Below are 19,740 nucleotides of genomic sequence, written 5' to 3'. Positions count from 1 at the left end.
GCTTGATAACATGCTAGAGCAAAAACAAAGTCAAGGTATCTCGTCCAGATCGATGTCAGGTTACTTGGCCCCGCTCGCCAGGGCGATTCCGCCATCGGGCATTCGGAAATTTTTTGACTTGGTCAGCGCAAGCAAGGATATTATTTCCCTCGGTGTAGGGGAGCCGGATTTCAGCACGCCGTGGCACGTTCGGGAGGCCTGCGTGTATTCGCTCGAGCGGGGCAACACGAAGTATACGCCTAATGCGGGGATGCTGGAGCTGCGTGAAGCCATTGCCGAATATTTGTACGATTCGTTCCAGCTGCTGTATGAGCCTTCCGATGAGGTGCTGGTCACGGTCGGCGGCAGTGAAGCGATCGATCTTGCCCTGCGCGCCTTGATCGCCCCGGGGGATGAGGTTCTCGTTCCGGAGCCCTGCTACATTTCCTACAGTCCGATTACCCGGCTTGGCGGCGGTGTGCCGGTAGGTATCGAAACCTTCGCCAAGGATCAGTTCAAGCTGACCGCAGAATCATTGAAAGCTGCAATTACACCTCGTTCCAAGGTGTTGATTCTCTGCTACCCCAGCAATCCGACAGGCGGCATCATGACGTATGAGGACTGGGTGCCGATCGCTAAGCTTGTAGAGGAGCACGATCTGATCGTTATCAGCGATGAAATCTATGCCGAGCTCACCTACGAGCAGAAGCATGTGAGCTTCGCTTCCCTCCCCGGCATGAAGGACCGGACGATTCTAGTCAGCGGCTTCTCCAAGGCGTTTGCCATGACCGGCTGGCGGATGGGCTATGCTTGCGGGCATAAGGATATTTTGTCGGCGATGCTGAAGATTCACCAGTATACGGTGATGTGTGCACCATCGATGGGGCAAGTGGCGGCGCTGGAGGCTTTAAGGAACGGCATGGACGAGAAGGATCGCATGGTGGAATCGTATAATCAGCGTCGCCGGTTGGTGGTCAAGGGCTTCCGGGAGATTGGGCTGGAATGCCATGAGCCGCAGGGCGCGTTCTACGCCTTCCCATGCATCAAGTCTACAGGCATGACATCGGAGGAATTTGCAACGAAGCTTCTTTATGAGGCGAAAGTCGCAGCCGTTCCCGGTGACGTGTTCGGACTCGGGGGAGAAGGGTTCCTTCGCTGCTCCTATGCCTATTCGGTCAATCAGCTGACGGAAGCGATCGATCGGATCGGAAATTTCCTAAAAAAACTGTAAATTCGACAAAAAAAGTCATTTCCATTCTTCTAAAAAACTGGTATCTTTATGATATAAGTTTCATATATTAATAGTTTTTGGGATAAATATATGGGGCTTATGATTCTAAAGCTACAGTGGGAGGGATGCAGTCATGGCTTTTCCGGAATACCAGCTTCGCCAGTATTTAAATATCGGATGGATTCGCGAGAAGGAAGATCAAGCCAAGTGGGTTTTTGGTAAAAGAAAACGCACCTCATCTACCCTGTCTTTGGAAGACGATATTTACAATTTGCGGCTGGAAATGGAGCGACTCGTGAAAGAAGGCTACAGTCTTACCTCACACAAGGTCGTCGAAATCAGCATGATATTAGATAAAAAGATTAACGAATATATGAACGCGAACAAGAAGGACCGATGAACAATCGGTTCTTTTTTCTTTGCGGGGGAACGAGGCGGAGTCATTGTCACTGGAAACGTATGCTGATCGGATTCGCCGTCTTCCGGAGACGGGGAAGCTGACGAAGGAGGATTTGTTAGTCCCCGAGTTTCTGCTGGAGCAGGAGGGGGAGCTGTCGATGTATTACGCCCCGCACAACGAGGTGGTGAATGAGGGCGCGCAGCTTGTGCTGATCGGCATCACCCCGGGGTGGACGCAGATGGAGCTTGCTTTCCGGTCCGTGCGGGATGACCTGCGCAGCGGGAAGGTTACCCTGCGTGAAGCGGAGGAGCGGGCCAAGAGAGCAGCCGGGCTGGCCGGACCTATGCGCTGCAATGTAGTGCAGCTGCTCGACCGGTGCGGAATGCATACCGCAATGGGCTTGTCTTCGACTGCATCATTATTTGAGGAACGGCGGGAGCTGCTGCATACGACGGCGGTGATCAAATATCCGGTTTTCGTTAAGGGGGTAAATTATACCGGCCACCAGCCCCCTGTCGGGCGATCGGCGCTTTTGCAGCGGTATGCTTACGAGGTGCTGCCGACTGAGCTGAAAAGGCTTCACAAGGTGAAGCTATGGGTACCAATGGGTCAGGCGGTATCCGAGGTGCTTACCGAGCTGGCCGAGCGCGGGGTGGTGGACAGGGAGCGTTGTCTGCTCGGGTTCCCGCACCCTTCCGGCGCCAATGCGCACAGGCACAAGCAATTGGAGGAGAGGCGGGAGGACTTCACGTCCCGTATTCGGAAGGTATGGCCGTAAGCCGGCTATGCTTTCCGCAAAGGTTCACATTTTCTTACTTTGATACCAGCCCCCGTTCTATGCTATCATCTAATGATAGAGAAGATGTAGGAGGGGAAGAGAACTGTGAAAGGTAAGCTGCTTCTTGTATCTCTGCTGATGACGGTTATGCTTGCGGTGGCCGGCTGCGGCGGCGGTCCGAAGCCCGATGTGGCGATTTTCATGATGTCCTCCAAGGGTATCCCGAACGAAGTGGGCGATAAGCTGCAGCAATGGCTTCATGGGAAGCTGGGCGAAACGCCGACCGTGAGAGTGTTAACGACGCCGATGTTCTCTATGGAGAAGCTGATTGTTGAAATTGCGGCGGGAGACAATGGAGTGATTGTCGTACCGACCGAGCAGTTTAAGGCGATCGGCCAACAGGGCGGTTACGTCGTTCTGGACGATCTCGCCAAGGCGGAGGATTTTCCCGGGGGTGTGCTGGAAATCGATGAGAACGGGACGAAGCTGAAGCATCTCTACGGCATTCCTCTCGAGGAAACCAAATGGTTCAAGGAAACAAATCTGAACGGCAAGGATTTGATTGCGTTTATTCCGGTGAACGCTCCAAATAAAGAGAAAGCGGTTCAGGTCATGAAGCTGATCGCTCAAAAGTAAGGAAAACAATAAGCCATCAGGTGCCCGCAGGCGAACGCCGTGCGGGTTAAAAGGGAAGCCGGTGCGATACCGGCGCGGTCCCGCCACTGTAATTGGGTGAAGCTCCGCGAGCAGCCACTGTCCGTAAGGATGGGAAGGCTGGAGCTATTGTGCTAGCTGTGTCAAGCACCCTCATGAGCCAGGAAACCTGCCTGATGCGTGTCATGCGGCCTTTCGAGGAAAAGGGGCGCACTGCTGCGGTTTGCAGATTCGCTTTGGCGGGGTACGATAACCTGCGGGCGTGGCTGCTTGGATCGAAGGGGTGCCCTCTGCTCGGAAGTAGCAGGGGGCTTTTTGCTATTTATTGTAGGAGAGGGAGAGGAAAAAAGAATGAAACAGAAGTTGGATATGGGGATGAATAAGGGGACAAAAAAGCTGCTGACCTTAGTATTGACCTTGGCGCTGGCCGGCTCGGCGATAGGCTGCGCCCAAACGGAGAAGTCACCGACGGGCTCCGGACAATTGGTCGACCCGCCGAAGGCTAGCGGCTCGGGCCAAGCAGCAGGGAGTACCGCGAAGCGCACAGTTTACCCTCTGAAGGTGAAGGATGCAACCGGCAAGGAGTTCACGTTCGAGAAGGCGCCGCAGAAGATCGCTTCCACCTCGCCTAGCGAGACGGAAACGCTGTTTGCTCTGGGGCTGGGAGATAGCATAGTGGGCGTATCGGATTTCTGTGATTTCCCGGCTGAAGCGAAGGCGAAGCCGAAGCTCGGCAGCATCACCAAGCCGAATGAGGAAGCGATGATCGCTTCCGGGGCGGAGATTATCCTGGGCGGCGTATCGATGAAGATGCCGACGGTAGAGAAGCTTCGCGAGCTGAAGCTGAACGTATACAAGGTAGAGCCGAAGACGATCGACGAGGTGCTGAGCAACATCCTGCTGCTCGGCCAAATTTTCGATAAACAGGAGCAGGCAGAGAAGGTTGTCGCACAAATGAAGGCGGAGCGCGATAAGGTAGTTACTGCCGTGAAGGATCTGAAGCCGGAGCAGAAGAAAAAGGTGTTCATCGAATTTTCCCCGGGCTGGACAGTAGGCCAAGGCGAGTTTATGGATGAGCTGATTACGTTGTCGGGCGGCATCAACGTGGCCGGCACGGAGAAGAGCTACGTGAAATTCAGCGAGGAGAAGATTATCGCCGATAATCCGCAGGTTATTCTGTATCCGAAGGATCTTATTGACTCCAAGCAGAAGAAAAACCTGGATGCGATCATTAAGGAGCGCGGCGGTTGGGAGAAGATAGATGCCATTAAGAACGGCCGTCTGGTCGGCGTGGACAATAACATGATGTCCCGTCCGGGCCCGCGTATTACCCAAGCGCTGACGGAATTCGCTAAGGGCATTTATCCGGAACTGGTGAAATAAATGAAACGAAGGCTGTTGCTGTGGGGCGGGTGCGGACTCGCCCTCCTTCTCATTTCCATGACGGCGGCGCTTGCGCTGGGATCGGTGAAGGTGCCTTTCGTGCAGGTGTGGAAAATCATGCTGTACCACATGCCGTGGGTGGGCGGCTCTATCGTGCCGGACTGGGCGGTGGCTTCCGAGCAGATCATCTGGAAGGTGCGTCTCCCCCGGGTGGTTCTGGGCTCCTTGGTCGGCGCAGCTCTTGCACTGGCGGGGGCTTCCTTTCAAGGAGTACTTCGAAACCCGCTGGCTGACCCGTATACGCTGGGGGTTTCGACGGGGGCTTCGGTAGGCGCCTCCTTTTTGATTCTCTTCGGGCTCCATTATGCGTTATTCGGCCAGTGGACGGTTCCGGTCGTTGCGTTTGTCACCGGTTCGCTGTCGCTTCTGGCGGTGCTGTCCTTAGCCAAGACGAACGGAAAAATGCAGATTGAGACGGTGGTGCTGGCCGGTGTCGTGATGCATGCGTTTCTAGGAGCTTTCGTCTCCTTGATGGTATCCATGTCGAAGACGGTCATTAATGAAATCGTGTTTTGGCTCATGGGCAGCCTGGCGCTGAGGGGCTGGGCGTACAGTTGGGTGCTGCTGCCGTATCTGGCTGTCGGCGCCGTGCTGCTGTTAAGCTTTGGCCGCGCGATGAATTTGTTCTCGCTGGGTGAAAGGCAGGCGGCTCACCTCGGGGTTAATGTGGAGCGGACGAAGATGTTGGTGCTGATCGCCGCGACGCTGATTACGGCGGCTGCCGTCTCCGTGTCGGGAGTGGTTGCCTTCGTGGGCTTGATCGTGCCGCACCTGCTCCGCATGCTGATCGGACCGGACTATCGGCTGCTGCTGCCGCTCTCGATGCTGGGCGGGGCGGTGTATGTCTTGTGGGCCGATCTGCTTGCCAGGACGCTGCTGAGTCCGACGGAGATCCCGCTCGGTGTCGTGACGGCTTTCTTGGGCGCGCCGTTTTTCGCTTACTTGCTGAAACGAAGAAAAAAGAAGCTGCAATAGATGCTCCAGCGATATAGCCATAGAGTGGAGGGGAACGTTCCGATGGATGTGCCGGCGGTACAGGTGGAAGGGATAGAGAAGACGTACGACGGGCGCAAGGTGCTTGGCGGCATCAGCTTCCATGTCGAGGCTGGGGAATGGTTCGGTATTCTGGGACCAAACGGCAGCGGGAAATCCACGCTGCTGCAGATCGTCACCGGGGTCGTGCCGGCCGACGGCGGACAGGTGCTGCTGCACGGCAAAACGCCGGAGACTTACGGTCGTAAGGAAATGGCCCGCCGGGTGGCGGTGCTTCCCCAGGATGCCCTGCCGCCGCTCGGCTTCACGGTGCGGGAGGTGATCGAGATGGGCCGATATCCTTATCAAAATTGGTTCGGGGATGAGAAGGGGGACGCCGGGGCGCTGGTAGACCGGATTATTGACCGGCTGCGTCTCGGACACCTGTGCGAGAGGTCGGTTGAGGCGTTAAGCGGCGGAGAGCGTCAGCGCGTTGCGCTTGGGAAGGTGATGGCACAGGAGCCGATGCTTCTGCTGCTGGATGAGCCCACGACCTTCCTCGATATCGGCTATCAGCTGGAAATGATGGAATTCGTCCGCACATGGCAGGAGGAATGCGGGCTGACGGTGGTATCGATCCTGCATGATCTGAATTTGGCGGCGCAGTACTGCGATCGACTGCTGCTGCTGCACGATGCGCAAGCTGCTGCTATCGGCACGGCCGAGGAAGTGATTCGTGCCGAGCTCCTGGAGCAGGTATACGGCACCGTACCTCACGTGATGAAGCATCCCGTCAGCGGGGTGCCGCAGGTGCTGTTAGGCACGGTTATGAAGAAAGGGAGGGTGTTCATATAATGTCACAGCATTCGGTTCGCTTGAAGGAAGTGCTGGAAGGAATAAAGCCTGTTGATACTGCGGCTATCGAGCAGGCAGCCAACCATTTGGATCAGCTGACGAAGCCGCCGGGCAGCTTGGGACGGCTGGAGGAGGTCGCACGGCAGCTGGCCGGGATTTATGGGGAGCTGATGCCCGACCTCGGACGGAAGGCCGTCATTGTGATGGCGGGCGACCACGGCGTATGTGAAGAAGGCGTCAGCGCCTTCCCGGCGGAAGTCACGCCGCAGATGGTGCTGAACTTCCTGAACGGCGGAGCAGCCGTGAACGTGCTGGCACGCCATGCGGGAGCCGATGTCGTGTGCGTCGACATCGGGGTGAACGCGGAGCTGTCTCATCCGCAGCTGCGCGGCAGGAAGATTCGCCGGGGCACGGCGAATCTGGCGAAGGGGCCGGCGATGACTCGCGAAGAGGCGGAGGCGGCCGTGCTTGTCGGCGTCGAGCTGGTGGAGGAGCTTGCGCCGAGGGTCGCAAGCTCCTCGCCACCGGCGAGATGGGCATCGGCAACACCACGGCCAGCGCCGCGCTGCTGATGGCCTTGGGCGGAGCCGATGCGGAAAGCGCCGCAGGCCGTGGGACGGGCATCGACGACCGGAGGCTTGAGCACAAGCAAGCGGTGATTCGCCGCGCGCTGGAGGTGAACCGGCCGGATCCAGAGGATCCGATGGATGCGCTGGCAAAGGTCGGCGGATTGGAGATCGCTGGCCTTGTCGGCGTCATTCTCGGCGCGGCGAGACACCGGCTGCCGGTCGTCATCGACGGCTTCATCTCCTCGGCTGCGGCTCTCGTGGCTTCACGGCTGGCTCCAGCCAGCGCAGGATATATGATTGCTTCGCACTTGTCTCAGGAGAAGGGCCATGGCCGCCTGCTCAGCGAGATCGGTCTGCAGCCGATGCTACATATGGACATGCGGCTGGGAGAGGGCACCGGGGCGGTGCTCGCGTTTCACCTTATCGAGGCGGCGGTCAAGATCATGAAGGAGATGGCGACCTTCTCCTCGGCAGGCGTCTCCGGGGCTGTAGAATCAGGGGAAGGGGCCGGCGTATGAGAGCGCTGGTTACAGGGGGAGCCCGCAGCGGCAAAAGCGGCTTTGCCGAGCGATATTCGGCGACGTTGGCCGAAAAAGGGATGTACATTGCCACCTGCCAGCCTTATGATAAAGAGATGGAAGCAAGAATTGCGCTGCATCGGGAGCAAAGGGAGCGGAGCGGTTATGCTTGGAGAACGGTAGAGGAGCCTTATTCGCTCAGTGAGTTCCTGTCCTCCGGCGCCGCCGAACCCGGTGAGGTCATTCTTGTCGATTGCTTGACGCTCTGGCTCACCAACTGGCTGCTCCGGTGGGAGCAGGAGGCCGATGCGGAAGCACGAGTGGAGGAGAAGATCCGGGAGCTCGTCGAGACGTTTCGTTCTTGCAGGGCCGATGTCGTTATGGTAACGAATGAAGTAGGCTATGGCCTGGTGCCGGAATACCGGCTGGGCCGGCAATTTCGCGATTTGTCCGGCCGGATGAATCAGCGGCTGGCGGAAGCGGCCGATCAAGTATTTCTGGTGACGGCCGGCATTCCGGTGGAGCTCAAGAGCAAGGCCTATATTTTATAGCATCGCGGGTGAGAGAAGTTGCTGTTTTACAGCTGGCAAGAGACGGTCCTGATGGTTCTCGCTGCGCTGGCGGTGGACTGGTGGATCGGAGATCCCCGTTGGCGCTGGTATACGCATCCGGTCATCGTGATCGGGAAATGGATCAGCTGGTGGGAGAAGCGTCTCCGGCGGGAGCAAGCCGGACCGGCAAGCCTGCGATTACGCGGAGTGCTTCTGACGGTGCTGACCTTAGGGGTTGCTTTCGGGACCGTAGGGCTTCTCGTTTGGGCGGCGCATCAGATTCATCCATGGCTCGGGTATGCTCTGCAGGTGTGGCTGATTTCCACAACCATTGCGGTTAAGGGATTAAAGGACGCGGCCATACAGGTATATATCCCGCTGGCGGACGGGAAGCTCACGGAGGCCAGAACCTATGTAGGCTATATTGTCGGGAGAGATACGTCGGAGCTGGATGAAGGCGAGATTGCGCGAGCAACCATTGAAACGGTGGCTGAAAATACGGTGGACGGCGTCGTTTCGCCGCTGTTCTACGCATTGCTTGGGGCCGCGCCGCTGGCGATGCTGTACCGTGCGGCCAACACGCTCGATTCCATGGTCGGGTACAAGAATGAGAAGTATATGTATTTCGGTTGGGCGTCCGCCCGTTGGGACGATGTGATGAACTGGCTCCCAGCCAGGTTGACGGGGGTGCTGATGGTGGCTTGTGCGGCGCTGCTTCCGGGTATGCGGGCTCGCCGATCGGCACAGGCGATACGGCAGTTTGCCCGTCTGCATCCTAGTCCGAACAGCGGCATTCCCGAATCGGCGGTGGCAGGGGCGCTCGGCATCGAGCTCGGCGGCTTAAATTACTACGGAGGCCGTGTGAGCGACCGGGCCCGGATGGGCCGGCCGCTTCGCGCCAGAACCAAAGAGGACATCAAAGCCGCCGTTCGGATGCTGTATGCGGTGAGCTTACTCATGGCGGGAGGATTGCTGTGCGCGCTTGGGCTGACATGATACGAAACGGGGGAGCCGCTATTGTGGCGGCTTTTCAATTTTTGACGAGACTTCCCGTGCCGTTGCATTTGAACTATACAGACGAGCTGTTTCGCCGCAGCACAGCCGCTTATCCGCTGGTCGGAGCTGTGCTGGGGCTTATTCTTGCAGGAGCGGCGTGGACGCTGCAGCATAGCGGCTTATCCACTCCTATCAGTGCGGTTTTGCTGCTGGTGCTCTGGGTAGCGCTAACCGGCGCCTTGCACCTGGACGGACTGATGGATACGGCGGACGGCGTTCTCAGCTACCGATCGCGTGAGCGTATGCTGGAAATTATGAAGGACAGCCGCGTTGGAGCGATGGGTGTGGTCGTGTGTGTGCTTCAGCTGCTGTTTAAATGGGCGCTGCTGACGGAGTGGCTTGAGCATCCCGAAGCGCAAGCCTTTCCTATGCTTATCCTTAGCTTGCTCTGGAGCCGGTGGTATATGGTAACGGCTATTGTCTGCTGGCCGTACGCCCGTTCCGAACAGAGCGGCGGGCTTGGCGGTCGATTCCGCGGGCTGGGAACCGCTCAGCTGCTGCTGAGCTCGGCAATTGCTGTGGCTCTGTCGGCCTGGCTGCTGCTTACAACCGGGACCCTACTGGAGGCTATTGTACTTGGTGTCCTTTACGCGGGGATTGCAACGCTGGCCGGCGCAGGGATGAGCATCTATCTCGCACGAAAGCTGGGAGGCTTGACGGGGGATACTTACGGCGCCTTGAACGAAATGCTGGAATCGCTGCTGCTGCTGCTTGCGATAATTTTACTTAGTTAAGAAATGAGGAGGGGAGACTGCATGAAGCTGGAACGATACGGGCACGGCGGTGATCTTCGAACCGCGGCGGAGGCTTTCGGACGAAGCAAGGAACAGTTCCTGGATTATAGCTCGAATATGAACCCGTGGGGGCCGCCGGAGGCGGTAGGGAGAGTGCTTCGATCGAGCTGGCAGGATGTGGTGCATTATCCGGATCCGGCGGTGCGCGAGCTGACCGCAAAGCTGGCGGCCAAGCACGGCGTGAAGGAAGCGTGTCTGCTCGTCGGGAATGGAGCCGCTGAGCTGATCGACCTGGCGGTCAGGGCGCTGCAGCCGACGACAGCGGGACTGGCGCGTCCGTCCTTCTCCGAATACGAGGAGGCGCTGCACAAAATCGGCTGCCGCATCCATGATCTTCCTTTAACGTCCGGCAACGGGTTCACGTTGCAATGGGAGATGGTACATGAAGCGCTGGACGCCTGCGATCTGCTGTTCCTCGGCCATCCGAACAATCCTACGGGGCGTCTTCTGACGCGGGATGTCATCGAAAGACTGAAGCGGACGGAAAAGCCGGTGATCGTCGATGAAGCCTTTCTTGATTTCAGTCCCCGGGAAGAGGAGCTGAGCTTGGCTCCGGCGGCTGCAGAAAACCCGAATTTGATCGTGATCCGCTCGATGACTAAATTTTACTCGATTCCGGGCCTTCGTCTTGGCTATGCGATTGCGCATCCGGATGTCATCAGCCGTATCAAACGCCTCCAGGTGCCTTGGAGCGTTAATGCTCTGGCCCAATGGATCGGCTGCGAGGTACTTGAGGATTATGGCTTCGCCGAGCGAACGAAAGCATGGCTTCCTCCGGAGCGTGAATGGCTGTCGGCAAGTCTGCGCGAGCTCGGGCTGCAGGTTACGGACAGCGACGTGAACTATATTTTGTTTTCCACGACTCCGCTCGGGCTCAAGGCGAAGGAGCTTCAAGAAACGATGGGACGGCTCGGTGTGCTGATCCGGGATGCCTCGTTGTTTCCGGGGCTGGGTGACACCTATGTCCGTGTCGCCGTGAAGCGCAGAGAGCAGAACGAGCAGCTATTGCAGGCGATGTCGCAGGCTATAGGGATGCTGCGGGGCAATGGCGTGAAGGCAAGGGTTAGGGAAGAGGCGGAGGGGGCGCCAGCAGCTGCGGGAAGAACGGTCATGCTGCAGGGTACGGCTTCGGATGTGGGCAAAAGTCTGCTGACCGCCGCCCTATGCCGTATTTTGCTGCAGGACGGGTACCGGGTGGCGCCGTTCAAGTCGCAGAACATGTCGCTGAACTCCTATGTCACTCCCGACGGTAAGGAAATCGGCCGGGCTCAGGGCATGCAGGCGGACGCCTGCCGCATCCCGGCAACAACCGATATGAATCCGATTTTGTTGAAGCCGAAGAAGGATATGGTGGCACAGGTCGTCGTCCACGGCAAGCCGTATAAGGATTTGAGCGCCAGAGAGTACCGGGAGCGCTATTTGTCCGAGGCGGAGCTCGTTGTGAAGGAGGCGCTCGGCCGATTACGGGAGCAATACGAGATTGTCGTGCTGGAAGGTGCGGGGAGTCCGGCTGAGGTGAATTTAAAAAAACGGGATATCGTAAATATGCGTCTTGCAGGCTGGGCCGATGCCCCGGTGGTGCTGGTGGCCGATATTGACCGAGGCGGCGTCTTCGCCTCCCTCGTCGGAACGCTGGAGATCCTGACGCCGGAAGAACGAGACCGGGTGAAGGGCTTCGTCATCAACAAGTTCAGAGGCGATGTGTCGCTGCTGAAGCCCGGCTTGGATTGGCTCGAGGAGCGGACCGGGAAGCCGGTGCTCGGGGTTATCCCGTATTTGCCGGATCTGGGACTGGAGGATGAGGATTCGGCTTCGCTTGAACGGAGATTGTCTGCTCCAGGACAAGAGGCTGCTCCTTCCGAGCTAGATATTGCCGTCATCAAGCTGCCTAGGCTTTCGAATTTTACAGATATCGATCCCTTATTGTTCGAACGGGATGTGCGTGTCCGGTTCGTCAGCTCTCCCGAGGAGCTCGGCCGGCCGGATGCGATCGTGCTTCCAGGCAGCAAGAATACGGTAGATGATTTGCTGTATCTGCGTGACAACGGGCTGGAGCAAGCGCTGAAAAACTACGTATCCGGCGGCGGCTTTCTTACCGGAATATGTGCCGGCTATCAAATGATGGGCGAGCGTCTGCTGGATCCGCTGCTGGTGGAATCGGATCAGCCGGAGCTTCAAGGAATGGGCTTCTTCCCTTCGGAGACGGTCTTTGCCTCGGAGAAGCGGACGGTGCAGTCCACCGCGGTGACGAGGCTGTATTGTGCCGAAAGCTCGGTCGTGACCGGGTACGAGATTCATATGGGCGAAACGACGTTCCTGCGACGTGTCGATCAGCCGTTCCTTCTCGAGGGCTCGAAGCCGGATGGCGCCTCCTTGGACGGGGGAAGAGTTTGGGGAACGTACTTGCACGGCATTTTGCATAATGATGCGTTTCGGAGGGGTTGGCTGAATCGCCTTCGCGAGAACAAAGGGCTGGCTCCTCTGCCTGAGGAGCTGCAGTTCCAGGCTAGGCGCGAGGCGGCGTTCGACCGGTTGGCCGCCCATGTCAGGGAGCATTTGGATTTGCCGAGGTTGTATGAGATGATGGGGATACCAACCTAATTTTTTTCCTACATGAGGGAGGGATGCGCAATGCGGATTTATACGAGAACGGGAGATAAAGGGCAGACGGGTGTGATCGGCGGTAGAGTCGATAAAGACGATGTGCGGGTCGAGGCTTACGGTACGACCGACGAGCTGAAGTGCTTTGTCGGGCAGGCGATGGGCTTTCTCGACCCGGAACGGTTCGAGGATCTGCTCGGCGATTTGCTCGAGATTCAGCATGAGCTGTTCGACTGCGGCTCTGACTTGGCGCTGCTGAAGCCGGAGCTGCGGCCCTACAAGGTCACGGCGGAGATGGTGGATCGTCTGGAGGCTTGGATCGACAAGTACGATGCGGAGCTGCCTGAGATTAAGAAGTTCATTTTGCCGGGTGGAACACAAGCTTCCTCGACGCTTCACGTATGCCGTACGGTGTGCCGGAGAGCGGAGCGCCGGGTCGTTACGCTTGCGCGGACGGCTTCGATCAATCAAGAGGTGCTGCGGTATTTAAATCGGCTGTCCGATTTTTTCTTTACCGTAGCTCGCACCGCGAATTACCGCTCCGGTGTAGCGGATGTAGAATATGTCCGGAGTGCCGAGGTGTTCAGACGCAAGTGACCACGACGAATTATTACAAGCCGCTCGAGTATACCGTTCCTCCGGAGGATGACGGCGTGCTGCTGCGAACGGTGCTGCAGAAGCGGCTGATGATCTCCCGCAAGCTCATGTCGCGGCTGAAGCTGACGGAGCAAGGCATTACTGTCAACGGGGAACGCAAATATATCGATTACAAGCTGAAGACCGGCGATCAGGTGGCGGTTCGGATGGCTCAGGAGGAGTCGGACGATATTTTACCGCAGGAGCTTCCCTTATACATTGTGTATGAAGACGAGGATCTGCTGGTGCTGAATAAAGAGGCCGGTAGGATCGTTCATCCGACGCATGGGCATTACCTGAATACGATCGCGAACGGGGTCGTGCACTATTGGCGGGAAAAAGGGGAGCAGGTGCGCTTCCGCCCGGTGCATCGGCTGGATCAGGAAACCTCCGGCACGCTGTGCATCGCGAAGAATCCGTACGTGCACCAGCAAATATCGGAGCAGATGCAGGAGCATACGGTGAAAAAAGAATACATTGCCCTGGTGCACGGCGTAGTTGAGGCAGATGAGGGAACCGTCGACGAGCCGATCGACCGGGATCCTGAGGCGCCGCACATTCGCATTGTGACACCGACGGGCTATCGCGCGGTTACACACTATCGGGTGGAGCAGCGCTTCATGTGGGCCACCATGGTGCGGCTCTGGCTTGAAACGGGGCGAACGCACCAGATTCGCGTCCATATGAAGCATTTGGGCCACCCGCTGATTGGCGACAAAATGTACGGCCCCGAAGAAAGGGCCGACGAGGCGCTGATCGGTAGGCAGGCGCTGCACGCGGCTACGCTGGGCTTCACACATCCGGGTACCAAGCTGTGGATGGAGTTTCATGCACCGCTGCCGGCAGATATGGAATCGTGCCTTCAGCTGCTGGGCCGACAGTAGCAGCGATTCAAATCTTGGCGATGAGCCGTGGGAAATACCTTCGTAGGGTTGCTTTCCCACGGACACACCGCCTTGCGGCATGTTATATCCACTTTTTCCTCCGCACTATGGTCCTGTCACCGCAGTTTCACTGCAAAAGTCCGATATACTCCTTAAGCGCCATGCTCAGCTTATCCAACGCATCCGCGGAAGGGATCAGCTTATTTACGTTGAAGGCTCCTTCTGCGCTTACGCGATACCCCGTGGGATAAGGAATGACCTCGATTCCCTGTTCCCGAAAATGCTTCACCGCCCGCTGCATATGGAAGGCGGACGTGACCAGCAGCGGCTTGCTCCAGCCGAGCTGCCGAAGCAGCACCTTTGAATTCGCCGCATTCTCCTGTGTGCTTCTGCTCTTGTCCTCCAGCACGATGCTTCTCTCCGCCACACCCAGCGCCACGAGCTTTCTCTTCGACAGCTGCCCCTCATTGCCCCCATCCTCGTAAACCAGCCCTTCGGACACCAGTACGGGAAGCTTGGTCTGCTTGTGCAGCAGTGCTGCCGTCACGACACGGGGCAAAGTGTGCTCGCTTACTCCACCTACTCCGTCGATGTCACGAATTCCTGCATTGGCTCCTCCGGTCAGCATGACGATTCCGTCAGCCTCGATGCGGCTCGGGACCGGATATTTTTGCTCGAGGGAACGAATCGCTGCATCTCCGACCAGCGGAATGGAACCGGCGCAGAGCAGCACTGCAGCCACACCGGCAGCCCACACGGTTCCTCGCCCCGAACCCTTCCGGTGAAGCCAATAGGCCAATCCGGCAAGAAGGACGATGAAGAGGCCGGGAGGAAGGATGAATCCGTACACATTTTTCAAAATATAAAGCATCATTTCCGCACTCCGCCTTATCCGTCATTTCACTCGGCACCGGGTCATTTGCAGTGCCTATCGTTTCATCGGTATAATTGTACTAATGTTTGCCTGCAAATACTACAATAATAGACAAGGATTGGTGTTATGAGCTTAACGGTGTATCAGTATCCTCAATGCGGCACATGTCGAAATGCGGTCAAGTGGCTGAAGGAGCATGGAGCCGAGGTGGAATCCATCAACCTCTTCGAGAATCCGCCATCGGTTGAGCGGTTAACCAAGCTGATTGAACAGAGCGGTCTGGAGCTCAAAAAGTGGTTTAACACCTCCGGCGAGGTATACAAAGAACAGAAGCTTAAGGATAAGCTGCCGGGAATGTCCAGGGAAGATCAGATTGCGCTGCTTGCTTCCAACGGCCGACTGATCAAGCGTCCTGTTGTGACGGATGGGGAGCAGGTTACGGTAGGCTTTAAGCCGGAGCAGTATGAGGCCGCCTGGAGCTCCGCCGGGAAATCTTAAGGGAAGGAACGTGGCATGTTGCAGGAGGAAAATAAGAAGCAAAATAAGAGGCAAAATCCCCTCTGGTTCCTGGGCGCGGCTTTGACATTTATTCTCGCCCAAGGGAAATGGCTGTTTTCCCTGCTGAAATTCAGCAAGTTCGGCGGGGCTCTCATCTCCATGGCCATCACGATCTGGGCGTATGCGATCATTTATCCATGGAGCTTTGCCATCGGCTTTGTGATCTTGATCCTTATCCATGAGCTCGGGCATGTGTTCGCAGCCAAACGCAAAGGGCTTCCCGTCAGCGCCCCGATGTTCATTCCGTTTCTTGGCGCGCTGATTAACATGAAACGGCATCCGAGAGATGCGGTGACAGAGGCTTACGTAGCGATGGGTGGCCCCGTGCTCGGAACGGCCGGCGCTGTCGTAGTGTTCGGTTTGGCGTATTATTTTCAAAGTCCGTTGTTATACTCGCTCGCTTATGTCGGATTTTTTCTGAACTTGATCAACCTGCTTCCGATTCATCCTTTGGACGGAGGAAGAATAGCTACGGCAGTGAGCAGATGGTTATGGCTGGTTGGACTAATCGGTGGACTTTACCTGATTATTTTTTATTTACGCAGCCCGATCTTCTTCATCATCTGGGCACTGTTCGCTTATGACCTTTATAAAAAGTATGTCAAGCGCAAGAAGCATATCGCGGAACGGTTCGTTACGGCAAGCTTCCTTGTACCTGCGGGTCCGCTTGTTGCGCAAGGCTACTTTATTCCGGGGCCGGAGCACAAGCGAGAGCTGCCGTTCGTGACGTATTCCGATCTGGAAGGCACGCAGTACGTGAGGGTAATATGGGAAGGGCTTGATTTTCAAGGGACGATCCCTCTGATGAATCAAGGCATTATTCACAGAACGCATGTGACGCGGCTTGAGCATTTGCATAAGGAAGACGGCTTCCATCTCATGATTCACTGCCAGGTCGATTATGAACCGCATGAGAACGACCGGTATTACGATGTGCCTGCCGCCTCCCGTTGGCGCTTCGGGCTCGGGTATCTCGGTCTGGCCTGCTTCCTCATTCTAATGATGATGCTCGTGCATGATCTGGGCGGGATTCCGCAGTCACGGTGAATCGCAGTAGTTCACCTGATTAACCATTTACTATCTAAAAAAAGAGGTTCTATCCACATGAAGCATATTGAATCGAGAAGGCTGGCCCGTATGGGTTCAGCTATTTTTTCTGAAATGGCCGGATGGAAACAGGAGGTCGTCTCCCGGGGAGTCGATGTGATCGACCTCGGGATCGGCAGTCCGGACCGTCCTCCTTCGCCAAAGGTGATGGCAGCACTCGAAGCAGCGGTTAAGGATCCGTCGATGTACGGATACCCGACCTCGGAGGGTTCGCTGCAGTTCCGCCAAACCGTATCGCGTTGGTATGAGCATCGCTTCGGCGTACAGCTGGATCCGGAAGAGGAGATTGTTTCCCTCATGGGCTCGCAGGATGGTCTTGCGCATTTGGCGCTTGCCGTCACGGATCCGGGAGATGTCGTGCTTGTGCCTGACCCGGGGTACCCTATTTATTCCGCCAGTCTCGTGCTTGCCGGTGTGGAGGCTCATTATGTACCGCTTCGGGCGGAGAATGATTTTCTTCCTCGGTTGGAGGAAATTCCCGAGTCGGTTGCGCGTAAGGCCAAGTTTCTTCTGCTGAATTACCCGAGCAATCCGCTCTCGGCGGTTGCTACGAGAGAATTCTTTGAGGAGCTGGTTGCGTATGCCAAGCGATACGACCTGCTCATCGTGCACGATCTGGCGTATTCGGAAATGGCCTTTGACGGGTTTCGCCCCCCTAGCATTCTGGAAGTCGAAGGGGCGAAGGACGTCGCCGTCGAATTTCATTCCTTGTCGAAGAGCTTTAACATGGCAGGTTGTCGGATTGCGTTCATGGTCGGGCGGAAGGATGTCGTTCGAGCGCTGCGTGTGTTGAAATCGAACATCGATTACGGTATTTTTCGTGCCGTTCAGCATGCAGGGATTGCCGCATTAGAGGAAGACATGGAGGCGGACGCGGTTTCGGTAGCTTCCTTGTATGAGCGCCGCCGCGATCTTGTTATCGAAGGGCTGGCGCGTGCTGGCTGGGAAATTCCCAAACCGAAAGCGACAATGTTCATCTGGGCGCCGATTCCGAAGGGCTGGACATCTCGACAAATTTCCCGGGAAATTTTGTTCAAGGCGGGGGTTGTCGTAATTCCGGGCGACGCCTTCGGTCAAGAAGGGGAAGGCTATGTCAGAATAGCGCTTGTTCAGGAGGAAGAACGTCTGATGGAAGCCGTAAGGCGGATTGCTGATTTTCTTCGGAGTTCCTAGTGAGCAGCAATAGAGTTAATTAAAAAGGGGATAACGGCATGGTGCGCCGCTATCCTCTTTTTGTCTTACTCAGAAGCATGCCACTAGTCGGTTAACTCTCGTTCCTGCCCATAAGTAGCGAACGGCTATTGAACGTTTCTTTGCTTATCTGAAATATACTTTGGCATGGGCACTACACGAAGGCTCAAAAAAAGGCGTTTGTCGATCGCGAACTATGTTACCTAACGTACAACGTGTCTAAATATTTTGCTGAATCATTTGAATATGAACATCCGTTTGACCAAACATGCCGCGTAATTTTTTTTGAAAATGTACACATCGAAATTGGCTACCTGCGGCAGACTTCAAATTGTAACGCGGTCTATATGCCGCAGGCAGAGATGCCGTAAATGCTGTTCTCCTTCTCGGGGTAATGCTCCTTGTAACGTTATGAAATCACCTGATATGAACGAAACCGTCAAGTGCTCAGCACGTACCCTTGATTTGGAGTGCTCTAAAGTAAGCCTGTCAAATGCCTTTTTTGACAGGCGGTTCACTCTGCCCATACTTTTTTACTTCGGTCTGGCTGATCAAGCCAGACCCCTGCCATACGGCGAGTAACGGGGTGCAGGGGGCGTGCTCCCTGCTGTCTTCCTTTAATTTGAGCTTGTGGTTCGAATGAGTTTCATTCCTTGGCACGAGGGCAAAATGGTTCTTTGCGCCGGTTGGCAACCTGATATTCGTGGGTTATCACAAGTGAATTGTATACGACCAGAGAGCTTACCTGCTAAACTTACGACGCGCATGAAGCCGCACTACCTGAAAGATTGACTTTGCGCAGGTGATTTCCGCGGATTATTACTCTCTGCCTTGCTTTAGTACTTTGCCCTCGAGCCAAAGAATGTAACGTAACGCATTGCCTAACTCACTAAGCCGGAATCACTTCCTTTTTCATTCAATCATACCCTTATTTTTTATGCTGTGATGCTGTTTTTTTGCTTATCTACTTCCTTGGCTATGGCCCATATGAAACCTATAAGCTCGGGCTACTGCGGCGATGATGGTTCCTTTGTGCTTTCCTTTGAAAAGGAGCTTCTTGTATTTGTGGTGTAATCGCTTTTGTGCTTTCCAGGAGATATTGACAATTTCCGAACTCAGTCCTTTTTGCCTATCTCGCATGACGTTTTCCGTATGGCAGGTGAGCTCCGATAGCTCCAGGCGGCTTCAACCAATACCCTTAGTATATGGGCATTTCCAGCTTTCGTTATCCCACCTTGCCAACGACTCCCCCGCTAGAACGTTCTGATGGCACCAGCCCCACATAACTCATGAGTCGCTGAGGGGATGCGAATCTTCCTGCAATGTGGCCAAGTTCCGAAGCTACAGTAACGGCTGTAATTAGGGCAACGCCATGGAGCCCCTGCAATGCTTGGATCATGGTCGCTTGGCATCCTTCACTCGTTTGCTTCTCCATCTCCGCTTCATATCTTCGGATCCGGTTCGTAGCTTCTTGGATGCTGTTTCGGTATTCTTGGAATACCATATCCTCACAACACCGAGAAAACCGTAAAGTATCTAACCAATTTTCATATGGCTGAGTCCACACTCGAACGCCCTTGGGCGGGTGGATCTGATGGCGAAGCAGAAACTTGGTTAAACGCTGTTTATGCCGATTCCTGTCTTGCACGGCATCTTCCCTGGCCCGAACCAAATCTCGCAAGGCTTCATCCTCGGGACGTGGTACATAGATCTCTGTCAATTCATTTGCTCTCCAGAGTCAAGCGCTAGACGTACAGCATCTCTCTTATCTGTTTTTATTCGAGTATTCCCCTCTAAGTCTGTTGGTGCGATGACGCCGCATTCCACATACATCTCCAAAAGCCATCGATACAAGACGAACCCCGTAGGGCCAGCCTCATAGCATATACTTAACTTTACGTCATCATCTTTCATTAACTGATTAACTAGTTTACGAACAGCCTCCTTCGTATGCGAGATGATACCATGGAACCTGACGGGTTCATTTCTATTTTCGGGGGCGATGGCTACAGCTATTTTTTCTTTGGATACGTCTAGACCAACATATTTTATGGTTATACTCATTACTAAACCGACTCCTTTTGTTTGT

At 55.8% G+C, this 19,740-nt stretch carries 19 protein-coding genes, 1 pseudogene and 1 riboswitch; of the genes and pseudogenes, 17 read left to right on the top strand and 3 right to left on the bottom strand.

Features of this window, described 5'->3' with window-relative positions:
- Positions 1–10 precede the first annotated feature (10 nt).
- From RAC89_RS06840 to RAC89_RS06775, 14 genes and pseudogenes are all read left to right on the top strand, one after another.
- Positions 11–1,210 (top strand): aminotransferase class I/II-fold pyridoxal phosphate-dependent enzyme, encoded by a 1,200-nt coding sequence (locus tag RAC89_RS06840; RefSeq protein WP_306612614.1) that lies wholly within the window; start codon positions 11–13, stop codon positions 1,208–1,210.
- 133 nt (positions 1,211–1,343) lie between these two features.
- Complete coding sequence (locus RAC89_RS06835) at positions 1,344–1,610, top strand: aspartyl-phosphate phosphatase Spo0E family protein (RefSeq protein ID WP_284641396.1); 267 nt, start codon at positions 1,344–1,346, stop codon at positions 1,608–1,610.
- 43 nt (positions 1,611–1,653) lie between these two features.
- Complete coding sequence (locus tag RAC89_RS06830) at positions 1,654–2,388, top strand: hypothetical protein (RefSeq protein ID WP_306612613.1); 735 nt, start codon at positions 1,654–1,656, stop codon at positions 2,386–2,388.
- Between the two features lie 105 nt (positions 2,389–2,493).
- The gene (locus tag RAC89_RS06825) at positions 2,494–3,024 is read left to right on the top strand and encodes a hypothetical protein (protein ID WP_306612611.1); all 531 of its coding nucleotides are present in this window, start codon (positions 2,494–2,496) and stop codon (positions 3,022–3,024) included.
- A 1-nt stretch (position 3,025) separates the two neighbouring features.
- Positions 3,026–3,233, top strand: a riboswitch (cobalamin riboswitch).
- Between the two features lie 160 nt (positions 3,234–3,393).
- Complete coding sequence (locus tag RAC89_RS06820) at positions 3,394–4,425, top strand: ABC transporter substrate-binding protein (RefSeq protein ID WP_306612610.1); 1,032 nt, start codon at positions 3,394–3,396, stop codon at positions 4,423–4,425.
- Entirely contained in the window at positions 4,426–5,460 is a 1,035-nt protein-coding gene (locus RAC89_RS06815) for a FecCD family ABC transporter permease (protein WP_306612609.1), read from the top strand.
- Complete coding sequence (locus RAC89_RS06810; protein ID WP_373429896.1) at positions 5,461–6,312, top strand: ABC transporter ATP-binding protein; 852 nt, start codon at positions 5,461–5,463, stop codon at positions 6,310–6,312.
- A pseudogene (cobT, locus tag RAC89_RS06805) lies at positions 6,312–7,399 on the top strand (nicotinate-nucleotide--dimethylbenzimidazole phosphoribosyltransferase). Before RAC89_RS06810 ends, cobT begins: the two are co-directional and overlap by 1 nt.
- Positions 7,396–7,950 carry a bifunctional adenosylcobinamide kinase/adenosylcobinamide-phosphate guanylyltransferase gene (cobU, locus tag RAC89_RS06800; protein ID WP_284641382.1) on the top strand — a complete coding sequence of 185 codons (555 nt, stop codon included), beginning with the start codon at positions 7,396–7,398 and terminating at the stop codon, positions 7,948–7,950. The pseudogene cobT and the gene cobU overlap by 4 nt, the downstream one beginning before the upstream one ends.
- A gap of 18 nt (positions 7,951–7,968) precedes the next feature.
- Entirely contained in the window at positions 7,969–8,946 is a 978-nt protein-coding gene (gene cbiB / locus RAC89_RS06795; protein WP_306612608.1) for an adenosylcobinamide-phosphate synthase CbiB, read from the top strand.
- On the top strand, positions 8,943–9,740 hold the full coding sequence (cobS, locus tag RAC89_RS06790) for an adenosylcobinamide-GDP ribazoletransferase (protein ID WP_306612606.1): 798 nt from the start codon (positions 8,943–8,945) through the stop codon (positions 9,738–9,740). The genes cbiB and cobS overlap by 4 nt, the downstream gene beginning before the upstream one ends.
- Positions 9,741–9,761: 21 nt before the next feature.
- A complete protein-coding gene (locus RAC89_RS06785; RefSeq protein WP_306612604.1) occupies positions 9,762–12,401 on the top strand; it encodes a cobyric acid synthase in 2,640 nt (879 codons plus the stop codon).
- A gap of 30 nt (positions 12,402–12,431) precedes the next feature.
- Complete coding sequence (locus tag RAC89_RS06780; RefSeq protein WP_284641375.1) at positions 12,432–12,998, top strand: cob(I)yrinic acid a,c-diamide adenosyltransferase; 567 nt, start codon at positions 12,432–12,434, stop codon at positions 12,996–12,998.
- Entirely contained in the window at positions 12,995–13,921 is a 927-nt protein-coding gene (locus RAC89_RS06775) for an RluA family pseudouridine synthase (protein ID WP_306612602.1), read from the top strand. The genes RAC89_RS06780 and RAC89_RS06775 overlap by 4 nt, the downstream gene beginning before the upstream one ends.
- A 127-nt stretch (positions 13,922–14,048) precedes the next feature.
- Here the strand turns inward: RAC89_RS06775 and RAC89_RS06770 are convergent, their stop codons facing one another.
- Positions 14,049–14,795: a YdcF family protein gene (locus tag RAC89_RS06770; RefSeq protein ID WP_306612600.1), complete on the bottom strand. Its 747-nt coding sequence runs from the start codon at positions 14,793–14,795 to the stop codon at positions 14,049–14,051.
- A gap of 126 nt (positions 14,796–14,921) precedes the next feature.
- Here RAC89_RS06770 and RAC89_RS06765 point away from each other — a divergent pair, with 126 nt between their 5' ends.
- From RAC89_RS06765 to RAC89_RS06755, 3 genes are read left to right on the top strand one after another with little or no spacing between them, the layout of a single operon-like run.
- Complete coding sequence (locus RAC89_RS06765; RefSeq protein WP_306612598.1) at positions 14,922–15,293, top strand: arsenate reductase family protein; 372 nt, start codon at positions 14,922–14,924, stop codon at positions 15,291–15,293.
- 15 nt (positions 15,294–15,308) lie between these two features.
- Positions 15,309–16,400: a site-2 protease family protein gene (locus RAC89_RS06760; RefSeq protein WP_306612596.1), complete on the top strand. Its 1,092-nt coding sequence runs from the start codon at positions 15,309–15,311 to the stop codon at positions 16,398–16,400.
- A 57-nt stretch (positions 16,401–16,457) separates the two neighbouring features.
- Entirely contained in the window at positions 16,458–17,633 is a 1,176-nt protein-coding gene (locus RAC89_RS06755; protein ID WP_306612595.1) for an LL-diaminopimelate aminotransferase, read from the top strand.
- Between the two features lie 1,243 nt (positions 17,634–18,876).
- Here RAC89_RS06755 and RAC89_RS06750 read toward each other — a convergent pair.
- Positions 18,877–19,371 (bottom strand): transposase, encoded by a 495-nt coding sequence (locus RAC89_RS06750; RefSeq protein ID WP_306612593.1) that lies wholly within the window; start codon positions 19,369–19,371, stop codon positions 18,877–18,879.
- Positions 19,368–19,715, bottom strand: a complete 348-nt coding sequence (locus RAC89_RS06745; RefSeq protein ID WP_306612592.1) for an IS110 family transposase — start codon at positions 19,713–19,715, stop codon at positions 19,368–19,370. Before RAC89_RS06745 ends, RAC89_RS06750 begins: the two co-directional genes overlap by 4 nt.
- Positions 19,716–19,740: the final 25 nt, after the last annotated feature.

Source organism: Paenibacillus sp. GD4 (assembly GCF_030846225.1).
GTDB classification, from domain to species: domain Bacteria; phylum Bacillota; class Bacilli; order Paenibacillales; family NBRC-103111; genus Paenibacillus_G; species Paenibacillus_G silviterrae.
Note: the sequence above shows the minus strand (reverse complement) of the source record. Positions and strands in the feature narration are given on the sequence as shown.